Below are 19,333 nucleotides of genomic sequence, written 5' to 3'. Positions count from 1 at the left end.
GATGAGAAATTCCAGTGGATCCCGCAATCAGATCGTGATTGTCACACTGATGTTGTGTTTTTTCTTTGCACTTGCAAACCAGGTTTTTGCGGACTCCCCTGTAACCGACTGGGCCAATAAGCAAGTTGAACAACTGCCGACAGAGCAGGTGGAAAGGTACTGGCAGTCTCTCATCGATGAATACGGAGGTTTTTTTCCTGAAGGCAAGCTGCCCTCATTTATGGACATGCTGATGCCCGGTGGAGAATCACTAAGTATAAAAAATATGTTTGGAGCAATAGGCCAGTATTTGTTACATGAAGTTCTATTCAATGCAAAGCTGCTCGTTACGATCATTATGCTGAACATCTTAAGTATGATTTTAGAGACTCTTCAAACGGCCTTCGAAAAAAGTACGATAAGTAAAGTGGCTTACGCCATTTGTTATATGGTGATTATCGTCATTTCGATTAACAGCTTTAGTGTCGCCATTGGTTATGCCGAAGAAGCGATCGATCGGATGATTAATTTTATGCTCGCTATGATTCCTCTGTTGTTTGCCTTACTTGCATCTATGGGGAACATCGTAACCGTCAGTGTTACACATCCACTTATCGTATTTATGATTCACACGATCGGCGTACTGATCTATAAGATCGTATTTCCGCTTTTATTTTTCTCAGCTGTTCTGCATTTAGTCAGTTCTTTAACGGACAAGTACAAGCTGACACAACTTGCAAACCTGCTTAGGCTCATTGGAATTGGAGTACTGGGGGTCGTTCTAACGATTTTTCTAGGCGTTATCTCTGTACAAGGGGCGACAAGTTCGGTTACCGATGGAGTTACGATTCGGGCAGCAAAGTATGTATCAGGCAATTTTGTTCCCGTCGTCGGCAAAGTTCTTGCAGATGCAACTGATACGGTGATAACCGCATCCTTGTTAGTTAAAAACTCGATTGGACTTGCGGGAGTCATTATTATTTTGTTCTTATGTGCATTCCCGGCTCTCAAGATTTTGACTCTCGCTTTTATATATAATCTCGCAGCAGCCTTGATGCAGCCCCTCGGCGATACACCGATTGTGGGATGTCTGCAGGCGATCGGCAAAAGTTTAATTTATGTCTTCGCTGCGCTCGCAGCGGTCAGTCTCATGTTCTTTCTTGCGATAACGATCATGCTGACAGCTGGAAATATGACGGTAATGTTGAGGTGATCGTAATAAGGGGAATGACGAATCAGAGGTACCCTTAGGTCAGAGCAACGCAATAAAAAGAGGATGTAAAAACGTACAACACGGAGGTGGATACAGTGGAATGGCTGAGCGGATGGTTGCGAGAACTGATACTGGTCGTTTTACTGGCTACCTTTGTGGATATGCTGCTTCCAAATCGCTCTATGGAGCGGTATGTCAAGCTTGTACTGAGTTTGCTAATACTCCTGACATTAATCACCCCCTTAATCAATCTGCTAAGCAGTGAACCCGATGCAAGGCTTAAGGAAGCGCTTAGGGACTGGACGAAAGACGGGGGACAGATCCAGGCGATGACACTGGACGACATCCTGGACCAAGGGGAAAAGCTCCATAAGCAACAAGATTTGAAAGCCAGAGAGTGGGCGGCTAAAGAAGTAGCAGATCAAATTAAAGAGCAGATCGAAAGAGAAACGGAGCTTCCGGTTGAATCGGTCAGCGTTATCCTTGGAACCGAGAAAAAAACGGACAAGAGTGCTGAACTAACCTCAATCACCAGTGTGAAAGTCACGATGGGACAAAGTAATGAAGATAGACAAATAACGATGAGTTCAGAGAACGGGCCGATAGAAATTACTCCTGTTGATCAGAATCCCATTTCAGTCCGAATATCTGATCTTACGAACGAAGAGGATGCACCGGAAGAGAGGCCATATGATTCAGGAGAGGAAGCTGTCTCTGTTATGACAGGAACAGAAGCAGATCAGATCACGTCTTTGATCGAAGGACAGTGGCAGGTTGATGCCAAACACATTGTTATTTTGAAACCTGAAAGAAACACGGAACTGTAACGACGTAAACCGAAAGGAGCAGCTGAAATGGGAAAACTGAGAAACAGCTTAAATAAATGGATCGGGTCTTCTGATGAAGGAACAACGAAACGAACGCAAACCTTCCGGTGGTTAATAATTGTCGGCTTGATCGGTGTAGCTATTATCATCATTAGTTCTTTCATTAATGTGAAAGAGATCGATACAGAGAATGTGGGGAGAGAGCCTCCGCTGGATAATAGTGTACAATCTGCTTTTGGTGTTGCAGAAGGTGAGATGACCCCTTTTGATACTACTGAGCATGCATTTGAATCCAAAATTAAAGGGATACTCGAACAAATTGTAGGCGTTGGAACAGTGGATGTCATGGTTACCATTGATTCTACAGAAGAAATTGTGGTCGAGAGAAACCGGCAGGATACACAGCAAAATACGGAGGAAACAGACGCAAATGGCGGGAAGCGCAGTATAACTCAGTACTCAAGAGATGGGGAAATTGTAACTTATGATATTTCAGGAGACCAATCGCCCATTATTACCAAGAAGATCAAACCTCAAATCCGCGGTGTACTCGTCGTTGCAAAAGGGGCCGAGAATAAAATTGTCAAAGATCTCATTACAGAAGCTGTCGAAAAAGGACTAAACGTTGAATCCTATCGAATATCGGTTGTACCAAGGAAACAAGAGTAGATGCATTCCTCACCTGTAGGTGGGAGATGTAATAAACTTAAATCATTTTGGGAGGAATAAAACAATGACTAATAAAAGACAAACGATATGGCTCGTATCGATGCTGAGTCTAATGGTCGTACTTTCTGCTTACTATCTGTTCACAGAAGATACGGGGACATCTAACCAGGTCGCAGAAACACAACAAATTAAAGGCACGCCTAGTGATGCACTGGAAGCTTCCGCAACGAATCCGCTGGATGGACTTGTTGTGAACGAAGTCGTTACAGAAGGTCTGGTAACAGGGGAACAAACAGATGAGACAGGAGCTCCCGCTGCACCTGATGCAGTAGTCGAAGAAGAAGTATCCTCGGAAAAAACGGATGCGGCAAAAACCGATGAAGAAGTACTGAAAGAAATGGAAACTCAAAATACCTCCGCTTCTGCTGCTAATATATTTGAGAACTACCAATGGGAGCGTACTGCTGAGAATTCCAGAATAGAGAGTGAACTGCTTGCAGCAGCAGGCGATAACAGTAAAACACCAGAAGAGAATGCAAAAGCAGTGGAGCAACTGCGCATACTAGAAGAGAAAAATTCGAAAATTACAGGAATTGAAGAGCAACTTTCTCAGCAATACGCAAATGCGATTGTAGAAGAGGATAACGACCAATATAAAGTGGTTGTAATCAGCGAAAAACTGGAAGCAAAAGATGCGGTTACAATCGTTGATATGGTCATTAATGAGCTTGATGTAACACAAGATAAAGTTCGAGTACAGTATGTAAAAGAATAAACAGCGTACTCACTTTTAGGGAAGATACCCGGGGACAACGTTTCCGGGCTCTTTCCATTTCTAATGATTGTGATATAATACATAACGTTATCACTGTCCGAGTGAAGATGGCAGTATGCCGAAGGAGTGACTATAATTCATGTTTAAATTAAATGAAATTAAAGAATTAATAAAGCTGATTGATGAAACTTCTGTACAAGAGGTTGAGATTGAAAACGAAGGTTCCAAACTGACAATACGCAAGCCAGGTCCGACTGAATATGTACAAGCACCAGTAAACGTAAGCGCATATCCGCCTGTAACTCAGATGATGCAGCCTAGCCATACACCATTTGTAAGTAACGCGCCTGGAAATCAAGCAGCGCCTGTTCAGGAAACATCTGAGAAGACAGAATCCAATTTACATAAGATTGTTTCGCCTATGGTGGGTACATTTTATTCCTCACCGTCGCCTGAAGCAGCAGCCTTTGTAAGTCCAGGCAGCAAAGTGACGGAGAAAACAACCGTATGTATTGTAGAAGCAATGAAACTCATGAACGAGATTGAAGCTGACGTTAAAGGCGAGATCGTTGAGATCCTCGTACAGAATGGTCAACTCGTTGAGTACGGTCAACCGTTGTTCTTGGTTAAATCGGAGTAATCTCCTATTGGTGAACCACTCTGTAGTACGGTTTCATTAGAGTAAAGCTCCAAAGGAGGATATATAAATGAATTTTCAAAAAATATTGATTGCCAACCGTGGCGAGATTGCTGTTCGGATTATTCGCGCTTGTAAAGAACTAGGCATCTCAACGGTAGCTGTCTATTCAGAGGCAGACCGAGATGCGCTGCATGTACGTCTTGCAGATGAAGCATACTGCATCGGTCCTGTTCTTTCTAAAGAGAGTTATCTTAATATTACAAATATAATGAGTGTTGCAACTCTTACAGAATGCGATGCCATTCATCCCGGCTATGGTTTTTTAGCTGAAAATGCTGATTTTGCAGAAATCTGTGAGTCTTGCAACATTTCTTTTATTGGCCCATCAGCGGATGCTATTACCAAAATGGGAGACAAAGCGGTTGCAAAACAGACGATGAGAGATGCAGGTGTGCCTGTTATTCCTGGCTCTGATGGACTGGTTGAGAATTTAGATGAGGCAGTTATGATTGCTCGCGATATCGGCTATCCTATTATTATTAAAGCCACTGCCGGCGGCGGAGGGAAAGGGATTCGCATCGCAGAGGATGAAGAATCTCTGATCAAACAAATCACTGCGGCCCAGCAGGAAGCACAAAAAGCATTCGGTAATGCTGGCGTTTATCTCGAAAAATTCTTAACAGGTATGAAACACGTAGAAATTCAGATCATTGCTGACAAGCATGGTAACGCGGTTCACTTAGGAGAAAGAGACTGCTCCATTCAGCGCAGAAGACAAAAGCTGATTGAAGAAGCACCTTGTCCGATCATAAGCGAAGAAACGCGGAAAAGTATGGGGGATGCTGCGGTACGTGCTGCACTGGCTGTAAACTATGCTGGAGCAGGAACTCTTGAATTTTTGCTCAGCCCTAACGGGGATTTCTACTTCATGGAAATGAATACCCGTATTCAGGTAGAACATCCTGTTACAGAAATGGTTACAGGCGTGGATCTCATCAAAGAAATGATTTCTGTAATTGAAGGAAATCCGTTGTCCTTTACTCAGGAAGATATTACGATTAACGGCTGGTCCATGGAATGCCGAATTAACGCAGAGGACCCTAGCCGTAATTTTATGCCTGCTCCAGGCAAAATTAATTTCTATCTGCCTCCTGGAGGTCCGGGAGTAAGGGTAGACAGCGCTGCCTACCAAGGTTATAACATTCCGCCGTATTATGACTCTATGATTGCGAAACTAATTGTATGGGCTCCTACACGGGATGAGGCAGTTAGCAAGATGAAACGCGCGCTTTCTGAGTTTGCGGTAGAAGGTATTCCTACTACGATCCCATTCCATATGAGATTGCTTGAGCATCCGGTGTTTGGCAAAGGCGATTTTGATATTAAATTTTTGGAAGAAAACGAAATTTAATTGTCATAATAAGCTTGTTTGTCATAATGTCCAGCGAATGCTATAGTATGAATAATAAGTACGCGTGTCTTCTTGTAGACGTAAGGAAACTTAAACTTTGAGAGGTGTGTTGATATCATGAGCACATTGCCGACGGAATTTGAAAGAACTGAGATTGGTGAGATTCAGATTGCACCAGAAGTGATTGAAGTAATCGCGGGTCTAGCAACCGTTGAAGTCAGCGGTGTAGCAGGAATGAGCGGTGGCTTTGCTGGCGGCTTTGCTGAACTGCTTGGTCGTAAAAATTTGTCCAAGGGTGTAAAAGTCGAGGTTGGTCAACGCGAGGCTGCTGTTGACGTCTCTGTAATCATCGAATATGGAAATCGTATTCCTGATGTTGCTTCTTCCATCCAACAAAATGTGAAACGCTCCATTGAGAACATGACAGGATTAACGGTTGTGGAAGTCAATGTGCAGGTACATGATGTTCAGTTCAAAACGGCTGAAATTGTGAATGACCCGGCTGAGCTGACTCCACAGCGTGTGAAATAAAATAGTTGACCTAAACCCCCGGTGATTGCACCAGGGGTTTAGTCCTTCCTTTTTGATTGGATGTAAGGTTTTTTATTTGTTGATTGAGGAGGTTATTCTGTTCGTGGCTAAAATACTGGACAGGCTTTTGCTGTTTATTTACAGTTTAAGTGTTGGCATTATATCTGTACTGATAATCCTCCTTTTAAGCGGTCTTATTCCTGATCTTGTTCAGATTCAGTATGATGAAATGACAAAGATTATTGTTATTTCAGTTGCCGCTGTTCTGTTCTTACTTAGTATGCGGTTCTTCTATATTTCTGTTCGCAGAGATCAAGGTTCGCTTCCCTCTGTTGATCAGCGGACGGAGTATGGTGATGTCCAGATTTCGATGGAAACGATTGAAAATCTGTGTCTGAAGGCCTCATCTAAATTCCGAAGTGTTCGTGATGTGAAGTCTCGTATCCATGTTACGGAAGCGGGCCTTGAGATTACAATTCGTGCGATCGTTGATGGAGAAAGTTCAATTCCTCAGCTGACAACAGAATTACAAAAAGCAATTCATGACTATGTACAAGAAATTACAGGAATCCCGGTATCACATGTATCGGTATATATTGCTAATCTTGTGCAATCACCGAACTATAAGAGCCGAGTAGAATAGAGGTGACTCACGGATGCCGTGGAAAGAAATCTGGGAGAGTCATAGAGGTCGGATTATTGGAATTGCCGGAGGGTTATTTTTCGGTATTGTTTATTTAATGTTTGGATTTTGGGATATGTTGTTCTTTGCACTCGTGGTATTTATCGGATATACGCTTGGCAGAAGGAGAGATGAGAGCTTACCCCTTGTTGTTCCTTGGAGGAACTGGGTGGGTTATCTATCTGAACGCTGGCGTCCATTCAAATAAGACCTGTGATATGCTATTTTTGCCAAAAAGAGCTGCAGTTTCTTCATGTCCATTTTTGGGAAAAGATTAGCATAACGCAGGTTTTTTTGTGTGAAGAATAAGGATAATAGGTTATGTATATGAGAAAGAAGCAGGAGGCAGGAAATGAAAAGACGTTTGGCGAGGGAATTTGTAGTACAAAGTTTGTATTCTATGGAAATGAACGCTGTGGAGGCTGAGCAAGCTGTAAATATGCTGTTTAATGAAGCAGCGGAAGATAATGAAGGAGAAGTTGAGGTTAAGAGTGAAGAGGCATTGCGTGCATACGTACTTGAGCATGTTCGCGGGGTATGGGAAACGAAAGATGCACTCGACAAACTTCTTGTCGATTATCTGAAAGGCTGGCAAGTGAGCCGTTTATCCAGAGTCGATCGTCAAATTTTGAGATTGGCAGCTTATGAGATGTTGTATCGTGAAGATGTACCAGCAAAAGTATCCGTTAACGAGGCGATTGAGTTGTCCAAACATTTTGGTACAATTGAATCTGGTAAATTTGTTAATGGAGTACTCGGAAAAATGATCCAAGATATTGATACTTTAAAATCAAACCTCTAGTCAAATCAAGGGAGAGAAGAGACATGACGGCAACGATTATTAGCGGAAAACAGGTATCTGAAGAGATTCGTAAAGGAATAACAGAAGAAGTGGCACAGCTAAAAGGACAAGGTATTGTTCCAGGGCTTGCTGTAGTTCTTGTTGGAGAAGACCCGGCTTCACAAGTTTATGTACGCAATAAGGAGAAAGCGTGTCATGATCTTGGTTTCTATTCTGAAGTACATCGCCTTTCTGCAGATACGTCTGAAGAAGAGCTTCTAGCATTAGTTGATCGATTGAACCGTCAGATGAGTATTAATGGAATTCTGGTGCAATTGCCTTTACCAGGGCATATTGACGAGAAAAAAGTGATAAATGCAATTTCGGTGGATAAAGATGTAGATGGATTCCACCCTGTAAATGTTGGTAATTTGGTGATTGGAGACGACAGTCTACTTCCTTGTACACCAGCAGGAGTTATTGAACTGATTAAGCGTACGGGGCTCGAAATTAGCGGGAAACATGCAGTTGTTATTGGTCGCAGTAACATTGTAGGTAAACCGGTATCTCTGCTTCTACAGCGCGAAAATGCTACAGTGACCATGTGTCATTCACGTACAGCAAATATGCAGGAACTTGCAAAGCAAGCAGACATCCTGGTTGTGGCTATTGGCCGTGCTAACTTCATTGATGCGAGTTATATTAAAGAAGGTGCGGTTGTCATCGACGTAGGCATGAATCGTCTAGATTCTGGTAAACTTGCAGGCGACGTTGATTTTGAAAGTGCAAAAGAAGTATCGGGTGCAATTACTCCTGTTCCTGGCGGAGTGGGACCGATGACAATTACGATGCTCATGCAAAATACGCTGCTTTCTGCAAAACGTGCTCATGGTCTGAATTAAAAAGGGGTGTTCTGATGGCAGAACAGCGAATTTATTCTATAAAAGATATCAATCGTTATATCCGGATGAAGATGGATTCAGATAACCTGTTGTCCAGTGTATGGATTCGCGGGGAGATTTCGAATTTTACTCATCATTCGAGCGGTCATATGTACTTCACCCTGAAAGATGAAGGAAGCAAAATTAAGTCGATTATGTTTGCAACACATAATCGACGTCTTCCTTTCATTCCGAAGGAAGGAGCGAGAGTCATCGCTCAAGGGAATATCACCGTATTTGAAAGAGATGGACAATATCAATTTTATGCAACCCAAATGCAGCCTGACGGGATCGGCAGTCTGTATTTGGCCTATGAACAATTAAAAAAGAAATTAGAACAGGAAGGTTTGTTTGCTGCTCAGCGCAAACGTCCTTTGCCACGATATCCAAAAACGATAGGCGTAATCACCTCACCGACTGGTGCAGCAGTGAGAGATATTATTACCACCATCACTCGCCGCTATCCACTTGCTGAGGTTATTTTATATCCTGTCGTTGTACAAGGGAAGACTGCTGCGCCATCGATCGTTAGAGCGCTTCGAGCAGTGAATCAAATGGCAGAAGCAGATGTGGTTATTGTAGGCCGCGGAGGCGGATCGTTAGAGGAACTGTGGGCATTTAATGAGGAGATCGTCGCAAGAGCGATTACAGAGTCTGAAATCCCGGTTATCTCTGCGGTAGGTCATGAAACCGATTTTACAATTGCTGATTTTGCTGCAGATGTTCGTGCAGCTACCCCAACAGCGGCAGCAGAACTTGCCGTTCCGCACCAGTTGGATCTTAAGGACCAAGTTGACGTAATGAAGCGCAGACTGAAGCAAAGTTTGATGATGAGAGCAAGACATGGAAGAGAACGACTAAATCAGTTATCCCGTTCATCCGTGCTTGTGAACCCAAGCCGGTCTCTGATTCAGCACACAGAACGATTAGATCAGCTGACCATGAGACTTTCGCGATCTACAGATTCTAAGCTGCGCTTTGCACGTGAGAAACAAGAACGGATGAAGATCTCTTTGTCCAGATTTAATCCTTCAGACCAAGTTGCCGCTGCTCAGAAGCAGGTTATACAAAACCGGAGACAGCTCGAAGCAGCAATGCGAATTCAAATAAAAGAAACACGTCAGAAGCTAGGTTCAAATCTTAGACATCTAGACGCGTTAAGTCCATTGAAGGTAATGTCGAGAGGCTATAGCCTTGTCTATAATGAAGACGAAAAACAGCTTGTGAAATCTACCAATGATGTAATGCCAGGTGATGTAATTAAGATCAAGCTGAGTGATGGTGGACTCTCCTGTGAAGTGCGGGAAATAAAGGAGGATGATAAGAATGACAAATGAAGCGGAACTCAGTTTTGAAGCAGCAATGGCTGAACTTGAAGAAGTGGTTAACCAGCTCGAACGAGGGGATGTTCCTTTGGAACAAGCAATTGAGCTGTTCCAGCGTGGAATGAAGCTGTCTCAGCTCTGTAACCATAAGCTTGAGCAAGTAGAACGTAAAATAGAGATTATAGTAGAAGAAGATGGAGCTTACCGCAAACAAGCATTTGGCGGCATGGAAGAAGAGGGCGGTGTCTCTCTGTGACGAGACCTTCCATAGAGCTCTATATCCAGAACATCGCTGACCTGCTCATGAATGAACTTGAGCAGGTTATACCGGCGGACTGGGATGTACCAACCCATCTAAAAGAATCGATGATGTACTCGCTCATGGCGGGTGGAAAAAGGCTGCGCCCTGTCCTCGTGCTTGCAGCTACAGAAGCCTTTGGAGTAGACCAAAAAGCGGCCTTACCGGTAGCGGCTGCTGTAGAAATGGTGCATACGTATTCACTCATTCATGATGATCTTCCTGCAATGGATAATGATGATTATCGCAGAGGAAGACTCACGAATCATAAAGTGTACGGAGAAGCCATGGCAATTCTTGCAGGGGATGCACTGCTAACGCATGCTTTTTACAGTATCATTCAGTCGGGTAGAAAGTATGGTATCCCTGCAGATCGTCTGCTTGATATTGTTGAAGATCTATCTGAGTATGCGGGTGCACGCGGAATGGTCGGCGGTCAAGTTGCAGATATGGAAGGTGAGCAAGGAATGACCTCTATGTCTCAATTAGAATATATTCATCTTCACAAAACCGGAGATTTGATGATTTTCTCACTTGTAGCGGGAGGTCGCATCGCCGGAGCAAACGAAGAACAACTTGATGCTTTACGTATTTTTGGACGAGATTTGGGTCTTGCGTTCCAGATACAGGACGATATTCTTGATCTAATCGGTGATGAACAGAAACTCGGCAAGAAAACACAGAGTGATATTGCTCAGCAGAAGGTAACCTATCCATACTTCATCGGGATGGAAGAATCCGTAGCTGAAGTGAAACGTCTCACAGAGTCGGCTAAGGATGCACTTATCCAAGGGGGAATTCCTGACCCAGCGCGTCTATTTGAAATAGCAGATTATCTCATGAAACGAGATCATTAATCGAAAAAAACGCCTAAATTCAAGATCGGAAAATGACGAAATTTATGATTTAGGTTGTGATGTGATATAATGGGGACTATGTTTGGAGATACTTATCAAAAATTTATGAAGGAAAGCGGGGATTTCACGTGCTGCTTCCACAAATTAAGGAACCTAACGATCTGAAATCATTGTCTGTGGATGAACTAGTCTCTCTATCTGAAGAAATACGTCAATTTCTCATTGAGAAGCTATCGTACACAGGGGGGCATCTGGCGCCGAATTTGGGAGTGGTAGAGCTCACGGTTGCCCTGCATTACTGCTATAACAGTCCAAAAGATAAAATGATATATGATGTTGGTCATCAGTCCTATGTTCATAAGGTACTTACAGGCCGTATGGATCGTTTTGATACGCTTCGCAAATATAAGGGAATGTCCGGATTTGTGAAACGAAACGAAAGTGAGCATGACGTCTGGGAAGCCGGTCACAGCAGTACTTCGTTGTCAGCTGCCATGGGAATGGCATATGCCAGAGATCTAAAAGGCGAAGACAATAAAGTGATTGCGATTATTGGTGACGGGGCACTAACAGGTGGTATGGCTTTTGAAGCGCTGAATCACATTGGTCATGAACAGAAGAAAATGATGGTTATTCTAAATGATAATGAAATGTCTATAGCACCTAATGTCGGGGCTATGCATAATTATTTGAGTAAAATTCGCTCGGATCGCCATTATTTGAAAGCTAAAGATGAAGTTGAGTATCTTTTAAATAAAATTCCTGCCATTGGCGGCAGATTAGCTAAATCTGCTGGATGGCTCAAAGACAGTTTTAAATATATGATGGTACCCGGTGTTCTCTTTGAAGAACTTGGTTTTACTTATCTTGGACCTGTGGATGGTCATGATCTGCCGAAACTTATAGAGTCATTCAAACAAGCAGATAATGTAAATGGGCCGGTTCTTGTCCATGTAGTAACCACCAAAGGTAAAGGTTATAAACCGGCGGAAGCCGATTCTGTTAAATGGCATGGTATTTCCCCATATAAGATTGAATCAGGACAAGTACTAAAATCAGTAGGAAATCCGATGTATACTGATATTTTTGGTCAAACTCTAATTGAACTTGCAAAACAGGATGACCGGATTGTTGCTGTCACTCCTGCCATGCCGGGCGGTTCAGGTCTCATTCCATTTAGTAAAGAGTTCCCTGACCGGATGGTCGATGTAGGTATTGCAGAACAACATGCGGCAACGATGTGTGCATCGCTTGCAATGGAAGGTCTGAAACCTGTATTTGCTGTTTATTCAACCTTTATGCAAAGAGCATATGATCAAATCGTACATGATATCTGTCGGCATAATGCCAACGTCATGTTTGCTATTGACCGTGCCGGTTTTGTAGGTCCAGATGGGGAGACACACCAAGGTGTTTATGATGTGGCGTTCATGCGTCATATACCGAATATTGTAATCATGATGCCTAAGGATGAGAATGAGCTTAGACATATGATGAAGACGGCTCTTGAATATAATGATGGACCGATTGCTTACCGTTATCCTAGACTTAATGTTGTCGGTGTTCCGATGGATCAGGAACTGAAGACAATTCCAATTGGTTCATGGGAGACAGTAAGACAAGGTGAGAAATATAGCATTATTTCTGCTGGTCCTATGATTCAAGTGGCGGAAGAAGCTGCGGAAATGCTGAAACGCGACGGCATGCAGGTAAGTGTAATTAATGCCCGATTCTTCAAACCACTGGATCATGAACTCTTAATGGAGCTTGCTCAGAATGATACGAAGATGATTGTACTTGAAGAAGCTTGTGAAGCAGGCAGCCTTGGAAGCAGCATACTTGAATTTTTCTCTGAAAAAGGGATGTACGAAGCAAAGGTTCACCTTATGGGGATTCCAGATTTGTTTGTTGAACACGGCAGTGTGAAGGAACAGCGGGAAGAGGTTGGTCTTACGGCAGAATCCGTGTGTGAGGAAATGCGCAAGCTGAAGTTACAATATGCTTATGATCTTCCAAAAACAAGTCTGCCTTCCTGAGCCCATCACTTAAATATTTTGGAACAGGAGAAACTCATGTCAGTCCCTAAAGAACGAATAGATATATTACTAGTAGAACAAGGTTTTTATGCAAGCCGTGAAAAAGCAAAAGCCGCAATTATGGCCGGGCTTGTTCTGGCTGATGAAGAGCGGATTGAGAAACCAGGAATGAAAGTTCCCAGGGAGTCCGTCATAAAAGTGAAGGGTGCAGTTCATCCTTATGTGGGTCGCGGAGGTTTGAAGCTGGAAAAAGCAATCAAACATTTCCATCTGGACATGGAAGGAAGAACAATGCTCGATATTGGTTCGTCCACTGGAGGATTTACCGATTGTGCATTGCAGCATGGCGCTGCTCATGTGTATGCAATTGATGTAGGTTATAATCAGCTGGATTGGTCATTACGTAATGATCCGCGCGTAACGGTCATGGAAAGAACCAATTTCAGATATGTAACTCCTGAAGACCTTACAGGACCAGTACCGGATGTAGCGAGTATTGATGTATCTTTTATATCTTTAAAAATCATTCTTCCTCCGCTTGTGAACCTGCTTAAACAACCAGCAGATATTGCTGCACTGATCAAGCCACAGTTTGAGGCTGGTCGTGAGAAGGTTCCTAAAACAGGTGTTATACGAGAGCCTAAAGTGCATGCAGAAGTGCTGCATTCCATTATCGCCTATGGGAAGGAACTTGGCCTTGAACTCCAGGATCTCACCTTCTCTCCAATTACAGGAGGCGAAGGGAATATTGAGTTTCTTGCACACTGGAGATTAAATCCTCCTGAGTTGAGGACAGAATCATCCATGGATACAGATGCTTTGATACAGTCTACTGTGAAACAAGCATCGAATACGTTTACCTGAAACTCATCTTCGGATGAGTTTCTTTTACTGATAAGGGATACGAACCGGTTACCCCATACAGGAAATTGAACATAAGTTCGCGAATATTTTCTGTAGAGGTGGTTGCATGGAAGGCCAATATGACAAAGTGGTTATCGCTTTTTTTGGTTTAATCGTGTTGATCTGGATAGTATATGGTGTACGTAAATGGCTTCAAGACCCTGCACCTGAACATATGCCCGAACTTTTGTTAAACGAAGAAATTCAGGAACATCCGGCTCTATATATTTTAGAGAGAGAAGGATATGAAGTTATTGGGGGGAAATTAAAGGTTCCGCTTTCTTTTCAGGTGAATCAAAATACGCTTTACAGCAGATTATTTATTGATTATGTAGCCGAAAAGGAAGACGAGGTTTATATTGTTAAAATATCCAGGAGCCGCATGAAGGTAGAATGGACAGGATCAGGGGTTAGAGATCGAATGCTTCTGTATCTTTTGCTCTATCCAGGATGTGATGGACTGCTCTATGTGGATACAGAAGAGGAAACAATTAAGCGTATATCCTTACTGGATGATGATGATTATTTGTATGATCCAGGGGATGAGTAAACAGGAATAATATTGAGCACGACAATTGGAGGCATGTATGAAAGGGCAACGACATATAAAAATTCGTGAAATTATCAGTCAAAATGATATTGAAACACAGGATGAACTGGTGGAAGCACTGCGTAAGTCTGGATATCAAGTAACCCAAGCTACGGTCTCAAGAGATATCAAAGAACTTCTTCTTATTAAGGTACCTACAGAAGATGGCAGGTATAAATACTCTTTACCGACAGATCAAAGATATAATCCGGGACAAAAATTAAAACGTGCTTTAGTCGATAACTTCCTCAGTATCGATCACACTACGAATCTTGTGGTTATGAAGTTCCTTCCCGGTACAGCAAATTCCGTAGCAGCGCTTCTTGATAACATTGAATGGCCGGAAATCATGGGAACCATCAGCGGAGATGATACCATTCTTGTGATTTGCCGAACGGAAGAAAACAGTAAGTCATTTATTAATCAAATCATGGGATATATTTCGTAAAATATAATAAAAAAGTGAGCGAACATACGTTTCTTTTTCGAAGAAAATAGTGTAAAGTATAAACGAAGATGAAAAAAGCAAACGGACGTTCCCTGTATATTTTTCGGGGGAATGTAATTACACGTAATTAACGTGATCATCGGAGGTGCAATGCTGTGCTTTCTACACTATCTATTCGAAATTTAGCAGTTGTTGAAGCGGTGGATGTCCATTTCCATGCGGGGTTTCACGTACTTACTGGGGAAACGGGCGCAGGTAAATCGATTATTATAGATGCACTTGGTCTTATTGCGGGAGGCAGAGGCTCAGCTGATCTCATACGATATGGCTGTGATAAAGCAGAGATGGAAGCCATGTTTGAACTTCCAGGCTCTCATCCCGTGTGGCAGACATTGTCGGGGCTCGGTATCCAGGCAAAACCAGACGAGCATTTAATTATACGCCGTGAACTCATTTCAACAGGCAAAAGTGTATCTCGTATTAATGGACAACTAGTTAACTTGACCATGTTACGTGAGGTTGGAGAACAGCTCATTAATATCCACGGACAACATGAACATCAAAGTTTATTGCGGGCAGAGAAGCACTTAGGTCTGCTCGATACATATGGAGAAAGTATCATTGGTCCGATAAAGCTGAAATATATAGAGCAGTATAAAGCATTTGTGAAAGTAGAAAAACAAGTTCGTCAGCTACAGGAGTCAAGTCAAAAAGCTTATCAATTACTTGATATGTATCGGTTTCAGTTAGAAGAGATCTCAGCCGCTAAACTCGTACCGGGCGAGGATGAATTACTGCATGAAGAAAAGGTCAAACTATCCCATAGCGAAAAAATGATGGATTCTGTTGCAGGAGCTTACGATATTCTTCAAGGCTCTCAGGGGCTTGAGGCGGTTAGTTACGCGATTTCAAAGCTTGAAGATATAAGCGGTTATGATCAAAAAGGAATTAAGCCAATATTAGACCAGCTTCAGTCTGCTTTTTACCAGTTGGAAGATGCTGCGTTTCAGCTTCGCGGATATCGTGATGATATCGAATTTAACCCGGCAAGACTTGGGGAAGTGGAAGAACGACTCAATATGATTACGGGTCTAAAGCGTAAATACGGGGATAACGTAGAAACCATTCTCGAGTATTATGCCCAAATTGAGCGGGAAACAGATCAGCTTGAGAATAAAGATGAGCGCATGGAAAAATTACTCGCCGAACGTGATCGTTACTTGGCAGAATTACTGATTACAGCAGAGAAAATGAGCATGGCTCGTAAGAAATGTGCAGAAGAGTTATCCGAAAAAGTGGAACGAGAACTAAAGGATTTACAGATGGAACGAACATCCATGAAGGCACAGATTTCTGTCGTAGAAGACCTTCGCGGTGTTGAATGGAATGGTCAGCGGATTCGGATTACGAAACAGGGAATTGACAGTGTGGAATTTCTAATATCAGCAAACCCAGGTGAACCACTAAGGCCCTTAGGCAAGATCGCTTCGGGTGGGGAGATGTCGCGGATTATGCTTGCCCTTAAAAGTATTTTCGCAAGACACGACCAAATCCCTGTACTGATCTTTGACGAAGTAGATACCGGAGTAAGCGGAAGAGCAGCTCAGTCCATTGCAGAAAAATTGTTCCTTCTTTCTTCCACTTGTCAGGTCTTCTCTATTACACATTTACCCCAAGTGGCTTGTATGGCCGATCATCAGTATCTAATTGAGAAAAAAGTGCATCAGGAACGGACGATGACACAGGTCGATGAACTTTCTGAAGAAGGACGAATCATGGAACTCGCGAGGATGCTTGGCGGTGTTGAAATTACAGAAAAAACAAGACACCATGCACAGGAAATGCTTAAACTTGCGGAAGCCAAAAAAGGGGCTGAAGTACTTACGGAGCAATGATTGACAGTAATAAAAGACCAAGTCCAAGGTTATGTTATAGTTACGCAATTGGCGACCACCTTTCGTCAAGCGAACGAAGCAAAGGGAGTGTGACAGCCACTTGAAGCTTAACCTTGGAAAGAAACTTATTGGCCTTATTGTTGTCTTATCTATCTGTCTGTTCGGACAGACCCTATTGCCCGTGTTCAGTTATGCCTCATTGCCAGATGAGCTACGTTTGTTAGCCGGACGGGAAACACACCTCGAAGTATCTGCGCCCGTGGATGCGACCGTCTCTGATCAATCAGAGGTGCTGCAAGTAAAGAAAGAAACCTCCCCTAAACTTTCGGTTTCTGCCAGGCAACATTCCATCCAATTGAATCCTCAACAAGAGGGGACGACAAAACTTACTTGGAAGCTGTTTGGTAAAATCCCGCTAAAAACGACAGATGTGCTTGTCGTGCCTGATTTGAAGGTAGTACCAGGGGGACAAACCATCGGTGTTAAGGTAAAGTCTGCCGGTATACTGGTTGTAGGTCATCATTTGGTACATGTAACGAGTAAGGACCCTGTTTCACCAGGGGAAGAGGCAGGTATCAAACTGGGTGACTTATTGACTCATATGAATGGCAAAGCGATCACAGGGGTGAACGCGGTTGCTGATACCGTTCTTGAGTCAGGAAAGACGAAGAAACCCATTGATATTACCTTATCTCGTCAAGGAAAAGTCATCAAGACAAAGTTAACCCCTGTGTTTGATGAAGAAGATCAGGTTTGGCGTCTTGGCCTCTATATCCGGGACTCAGCCGCTGGTGTGGGTACTTTGACTTTCTATGCACCAGATCAAGGTGTGTATGGAGCTTTAGGTCATGTGATCACTGACATGAACACGCAAACGCCAATTGTGGTTGGCAGTGGTGAGATTGTCCAATCTAATGTTACTTCTATTGCGAAGAGCGAAACTGGTGATCCAGGTGAGAAACGAGCGATTTTTACGAAAGAAAGCAGAATTCTTGGAAATATCGAAAGAAATACTCCCTTTGGAATTTTTGGAAAGATGCCTGTAAATCCAGAACACAGTTTATATCAAAAGCCTATCCCTGTCGCATTTGCACATGAAGTGAAAGAAGGACCTGCTGAAATTTTAACGGTTCTCGAAGGACAAAAGGTGGAGCGATTCACGGTTGATGTCGTTCATGTCTCACCTCAAGATCATGCGGCTACAAAAGGACTTGTTATTCGTATTACCGATAAACGTCTAATTGATAAGACAGGTGGTATTGTACAGGGGATGAGCGGCAGTCCAATTATTCAGAATGGCAAACTTATTGGAGCTGTAACGCATGTTTTTGTGAATGACCCTAAATCGGGTTATGGATGTTTCATTGAATGGATGTTAGAAGATGCTGGCGTAGTAATCCCTAATAAGCAAACAATGAATCTTAAGGCGAGTTAAGCCTTAAGATTTTTTGTCGAATACATAAGAAGAAAATCATAAAATGAAATAAAATACAATATTATAAATCAATGGCTAAAAAAAATAAAGAAAATATTTTTCGACAGAAGGATTTTCCTTTTGTATGTCGAAAATCTTAAGCTGTAAGGGAATGAGCATCAACAATTGTCTAAGGGAGGAAAAACATTTGCAAAATATTGAAATATTATTGGCTGATGATAACCGGGAGTTTACTAATTTACTAGCTGAATATATATCTAATCAAGAGGACATGGAAGTAACGGGCATCGCGTATAACGGTGAGGAGGTACTTCAGATCATTCAAGAAGCAAAGTCTGTACCTGATGTATTAATCCTTGATATTATTATGCCTCATCTCGATGGTCTAGGAGTGCTTGAACGCTTGCGCGAAATGAATTTATCTCCGCAGCCTAAGGTAATCATGCTTACTGCTTTTGGGCAAGAGAACATTACTCAGCGTGCTGTACAATTAGGAGCTTCTTATTATATTTTGAAGCCCTTTGATATGGAAGTCCTTGCAAATCGAGTAAGGCAGCTATTTGGTGCTCAAGCAATTGCAAGTAATGGTTCACAAATGATATCCTCCTCCCAAAAATCAAATGTTGTTCCTATCGGAAAATCAAGAAATTTGGATGCGAGTATTACTTCCATTATTCATGAGATCGGTGTGCCTGCTCATATTAAGGGATATCAATATTTGCGGGAAGCAATCACTATGGTGTACAACAATATCGAAATTCTCGGAGCGATTACCAAAACATTATATCCTGCAATCGCTGAGAAATTCAAAACAACTCCTTCCAGGGTTGAACGTGCGATTCGTCATGCGATTGAAGTGGCTTGGACACGGGGGAACATCGACTCGATCAGTCATTTGTTTGGTTATACGATTAACATCAGTAAATCCAAACCGACGAACAGTGAATTTATTGCCATGGTAGCTGATAAACTTAGAATTGAGAATAAAGTATCTTAATAAAGTATCTTAAAGATGACTTGAATTGTTTATTTTTGGAACAACGCCCTTCGAACCTTATGATAAAATGCGCTTACCCGAAGAGAAGGTAGGCGCTTTTT

Annotated in this window: 21 protein-coding genes; all 21 read left to right on the top strand. The window is 42.6% G+C overall.

Annotation, left to right across the window (positions count from 1 at the left end; all coding sequences use genetic code 11):
• Window position 1 precedes the first annotated feature (1 nt).
• The 21 genes from spoIIIAE to spo0A all read left to right on the top strand — a co-directional run bounded on the left by spoIIIAE (window position 2) and on the right by spo0A (window position 19,232).
• On the top strand, window positions 2–1,192 hold the full coding sequence (gene spoIIIAE, locus GQY27_RS09035) for a stage III sporulation protein AE (protein ID WP_160033674.1): 1,191 nt from the start codon (window positions 2–4) through the stop codon (window positions 1,190–1,192).
• A 95-nt stretch (window positions 1,193–1,287) separates the two neighbouring features.
• The gene (gene spoIIIAF, locus GQY27_RS09030) at window positions 1,288–2,019 is read left to right on the top strand and encodes a stage III sporulation protein AF (protein WP_160033455.1); all 732 of its coding nucleotides are present in this window, start codon (window positions 1,288–1,290) and stop codon (window positions 2,017–2,019) included.
• 27 nt (window positions 2,020–2,046) lie between these two features.
• Window positions 2,047–2,688, top strand: coding sequence for a stage III sporulation protein AG (gene spoIIIAG, locus GQY27_RS09025; protein ID WP_160033453.1), 642 nt, complete (start codon window positions 2,047–2,049; stop codon window positions 2,686–2,688).
• Between the two features lie 64 nt (window positions 2,689–2,752).
• Window positions 2,753–3,463, top strand: coding sequence for a SpoIIIAH-like family protein (locus tag GQY27_RS09020; protein WP_160033451.1), 711 nt, complete (start codon window positions 2,753–2,755; stop codon window positions 3,461–3,463).
• A 139-nt stretch (window positions 3,464–3,602) separates the two neighbouring features.
• Window positions 3,603–4,103 (top strand): acetyl-CoA carboxylase biotin carboxyl carrier protein, encoded by a 501-nt coding sequence (accB, locus tag GQY27_RS09015; RefSeq protein WP_160033449.1) that lies wholly within the window; start codon window positions 3,603–3,605, stop codon window positions 4,101–4,103.
• Window positions 4,104–4,170: 67 nt separating this feature from the next.
• The gene (gene accC, locus GQY27_RS09010) at window positions 4,171–5,514 is read left to right on the top strand and encodes an acetyl-CoA carboxylase biotin carboxylase subunit (RefSeq protein ID WP_160033447.1); all 1,344 of its coding nucleotides are present in this window, start codon (window positions 4,171–4,173) and stop codon (window positions 5,512–5,514) included.
• A gap of 117 nt (window positions 5,515–5,631) precedes the next feature.
• Window positions 5,632–6,045: an Asp23/Gls24 family envelope stress response protein gene (locus GQY27_RS09005; RefSeq protein ID WP_160033445.1), complete on the top strand. Its 414-nt coding sequence runs from the start codon at window positions 5,632–5,634 to the stop codon at window positions 6,043–6,045.
• A 103-nt stretch (window positions 6,046–6,148) separates the two neighbouring features.
• On the top strand, window positions 6,149–6,688 hold the full coding sequence (gene amaP / locus GQY27_RS09000; protein WP_160033443.1) for an alkaline shock response membrane anchor protein AmaP: 540 nt from the start codon (window positions 6,149–6,151) through the stop codon (window positions 6,686–6,688).
• Window positions 6,689–6,701: 13 nt separating this feature from the next.
• The gene (locus tag GQY27_RS08995; RefSeq protein ID WP_160033441.1) at window positions 6,702–6,935 is read left to right on the top strand and encodes a DUF2273 domain-containing protein; all 234 of its coding nucleotides are present in this window, start codon (window positions 6,702–6,704) and stop codon (window positions 6,933–6,935) included.
• Between the two features lie 144 nt (window positions 6,936–7,079).
• Complete coding sequence (gene nusB, locus GQY27_RS08990; protein WP_160033439.1) at window positions 7,080–7,529, top strand: transcription antitermination factor NusB; 450 nt, start codon at window positions 7,080–7,082, stop codon at window positions 7,527–7,529.
• A 23-nt stretch (window positions 7,530–7,552) separates the two neighbouring features.
• Window positions 7,553–8,410 (top strand): bifunctional methylenetetrahydrofolate dehydrogenase/methenyltetrahydrofolate cyclohydrolase FolD, encoded by an 858-nt coding sequence (gene folD / locus GQY27_RS08985; protein ID WP_160033437.1) that lies wholly within the window; start codon window positions 7,553–7,555, stop codon window positions 8,408–8,410.
• A gap of 14 nt (window positions 8,411–8,424) precedes the next feature.
• A complete protein-coding gene (gene xseA, locus GQY27_RS08980; RefSeq protein WP_160033435.1) occupies window positions 8,425–9,786 on the top strand; it encodes an exodeoxyribonuclease VII large subunit in 1,362 nt (453 codons plus the stop codon).
• The gene (xseB, locus tag GQY27_RS08975) at window positions 9,776–10,030 is read left to right on the top strand and encodes an exodeoxyribonuclease VII small subunit (protein WP_160033433.1); all 255 of its coding nucleotides are present in this window, start codon (window positions 9,776–9,778) and stop codon (window positions 10,028–10,030) included. The genes xseA and xseB overlap by 11 nt, the downstream gene beginning before the upstream one ends.
• Window positions 10,027–10,929, top strand: a complete 903-nt coding sequence (locus GQY27_RS08970) for a polyprenyl synthetase family protein (RefSeq protein WP_328802975.1) — start codon at window positions 10,027–10,029, stop codon at window positions 10,927–10,929. The genes xseB and GQY27_RS08970 overlap by 4 nt, the downstream gene beginning before the upstream one ends.
• Before the next feature lie 128 nt (window positions 10,930–11,057).
• Entirely contained in the window at window positions 11,058–12,965 is a 1,908-nt protein-coding gene (gene dxs / locus GQY27_RS08965) for a 1-deoxy-D-xylulose-5-phosphate synthase (RefSeq protein ID WP_160033431.1), read from the top strand.
• Window positions 12,966–13,001: 36 nt separating this feature from the next.
• On the top strand, window positions 13,002–13,829 hold the full coding sequence (locus tag GQY27_RS08960; protein ID WP_160033429.1) for a TlyA family RNA methyltransferase: 828 nt from the start codon (window positions 13,002–13,004) through the stop codon (window positions 13,827–13,829).
• A gap of 106 nt (window positions 13,830–13,935) precedes the next feature.
• Window positions 13,936–14,418, top strand: a complete 483-nt coding sequence (locus GQY27_RS08955) for a hypothetical protein (protein ID WP_160033427.1) — start codon at window positions 13,936–13,938, stop codon at window positions 14,416–14,418.
• Window positions 14,419–14,455: 37 nt separating this feature from the next.
• Entirely contained in the window at window positions 14,456–14,905 is a 450-nt protein-coding gene (gene ahrC / locus GQY27_RS08950; protein ID WP_160033425.1) for a transcriptional regulator AhrC/ArgR, read from the top strand.
• 155 nt (window positions 14,906–15,060) lie between these two features.
• Window positions 15,061–16,800 carry a DNA repair protein RecN gene (gene recN / locus GQY27_RS08945; protein ID WP_160033423.1) on the top strand — a complete coding sequence of 580 codons (1,740 nt, stop codon included), beginning with the start codon at window positions 15,061–15,063 and terminating at the stop codon, window positions 16,798–16,800.
• Between the two features lie 100 nt (window positions 16,801–16,900).
• On the top strand, window positions 16,901–18,235 hold the full coding sequence (spoIVB, locus tag GQY27_RS08940; protein ID WP_160033421.1) for a SpoIVB peptidase: 1,335 nt from the start codon (window positions 16,901–16,903) through the stop codon (window positions 18,233–18,235).
• A 187-nt stretch (window positions 18,236–18,422) separates the two neighbouring features.
• A complete protein-coding gene (spo0A, locus tag GQY27_RS08935; protein ID WP_160033419.1) occupies window positions 18,423–19,232 on the top strand; it encodes a sporulation transcription factor Spo0A in 810 nt (269 codons plus the stop codon).
• Window positions 19,233–19,333: the final 101 nt, after the last annotated feature.

This window comes from Paenibacillus sp. An7 (assembly GCF_009870785.1).
In the GTDB taxonomy this organism is placed as follows: domain Bacteria; phylum Bacillota; class Bacilli; order Paenibacillales; family Paenibacillaceae; genus Paenibacillus.
Note: the sequence above shows the minus strand (reverse complement) of the source record. Positions and strands in the feature narration are given on the sequence as shown.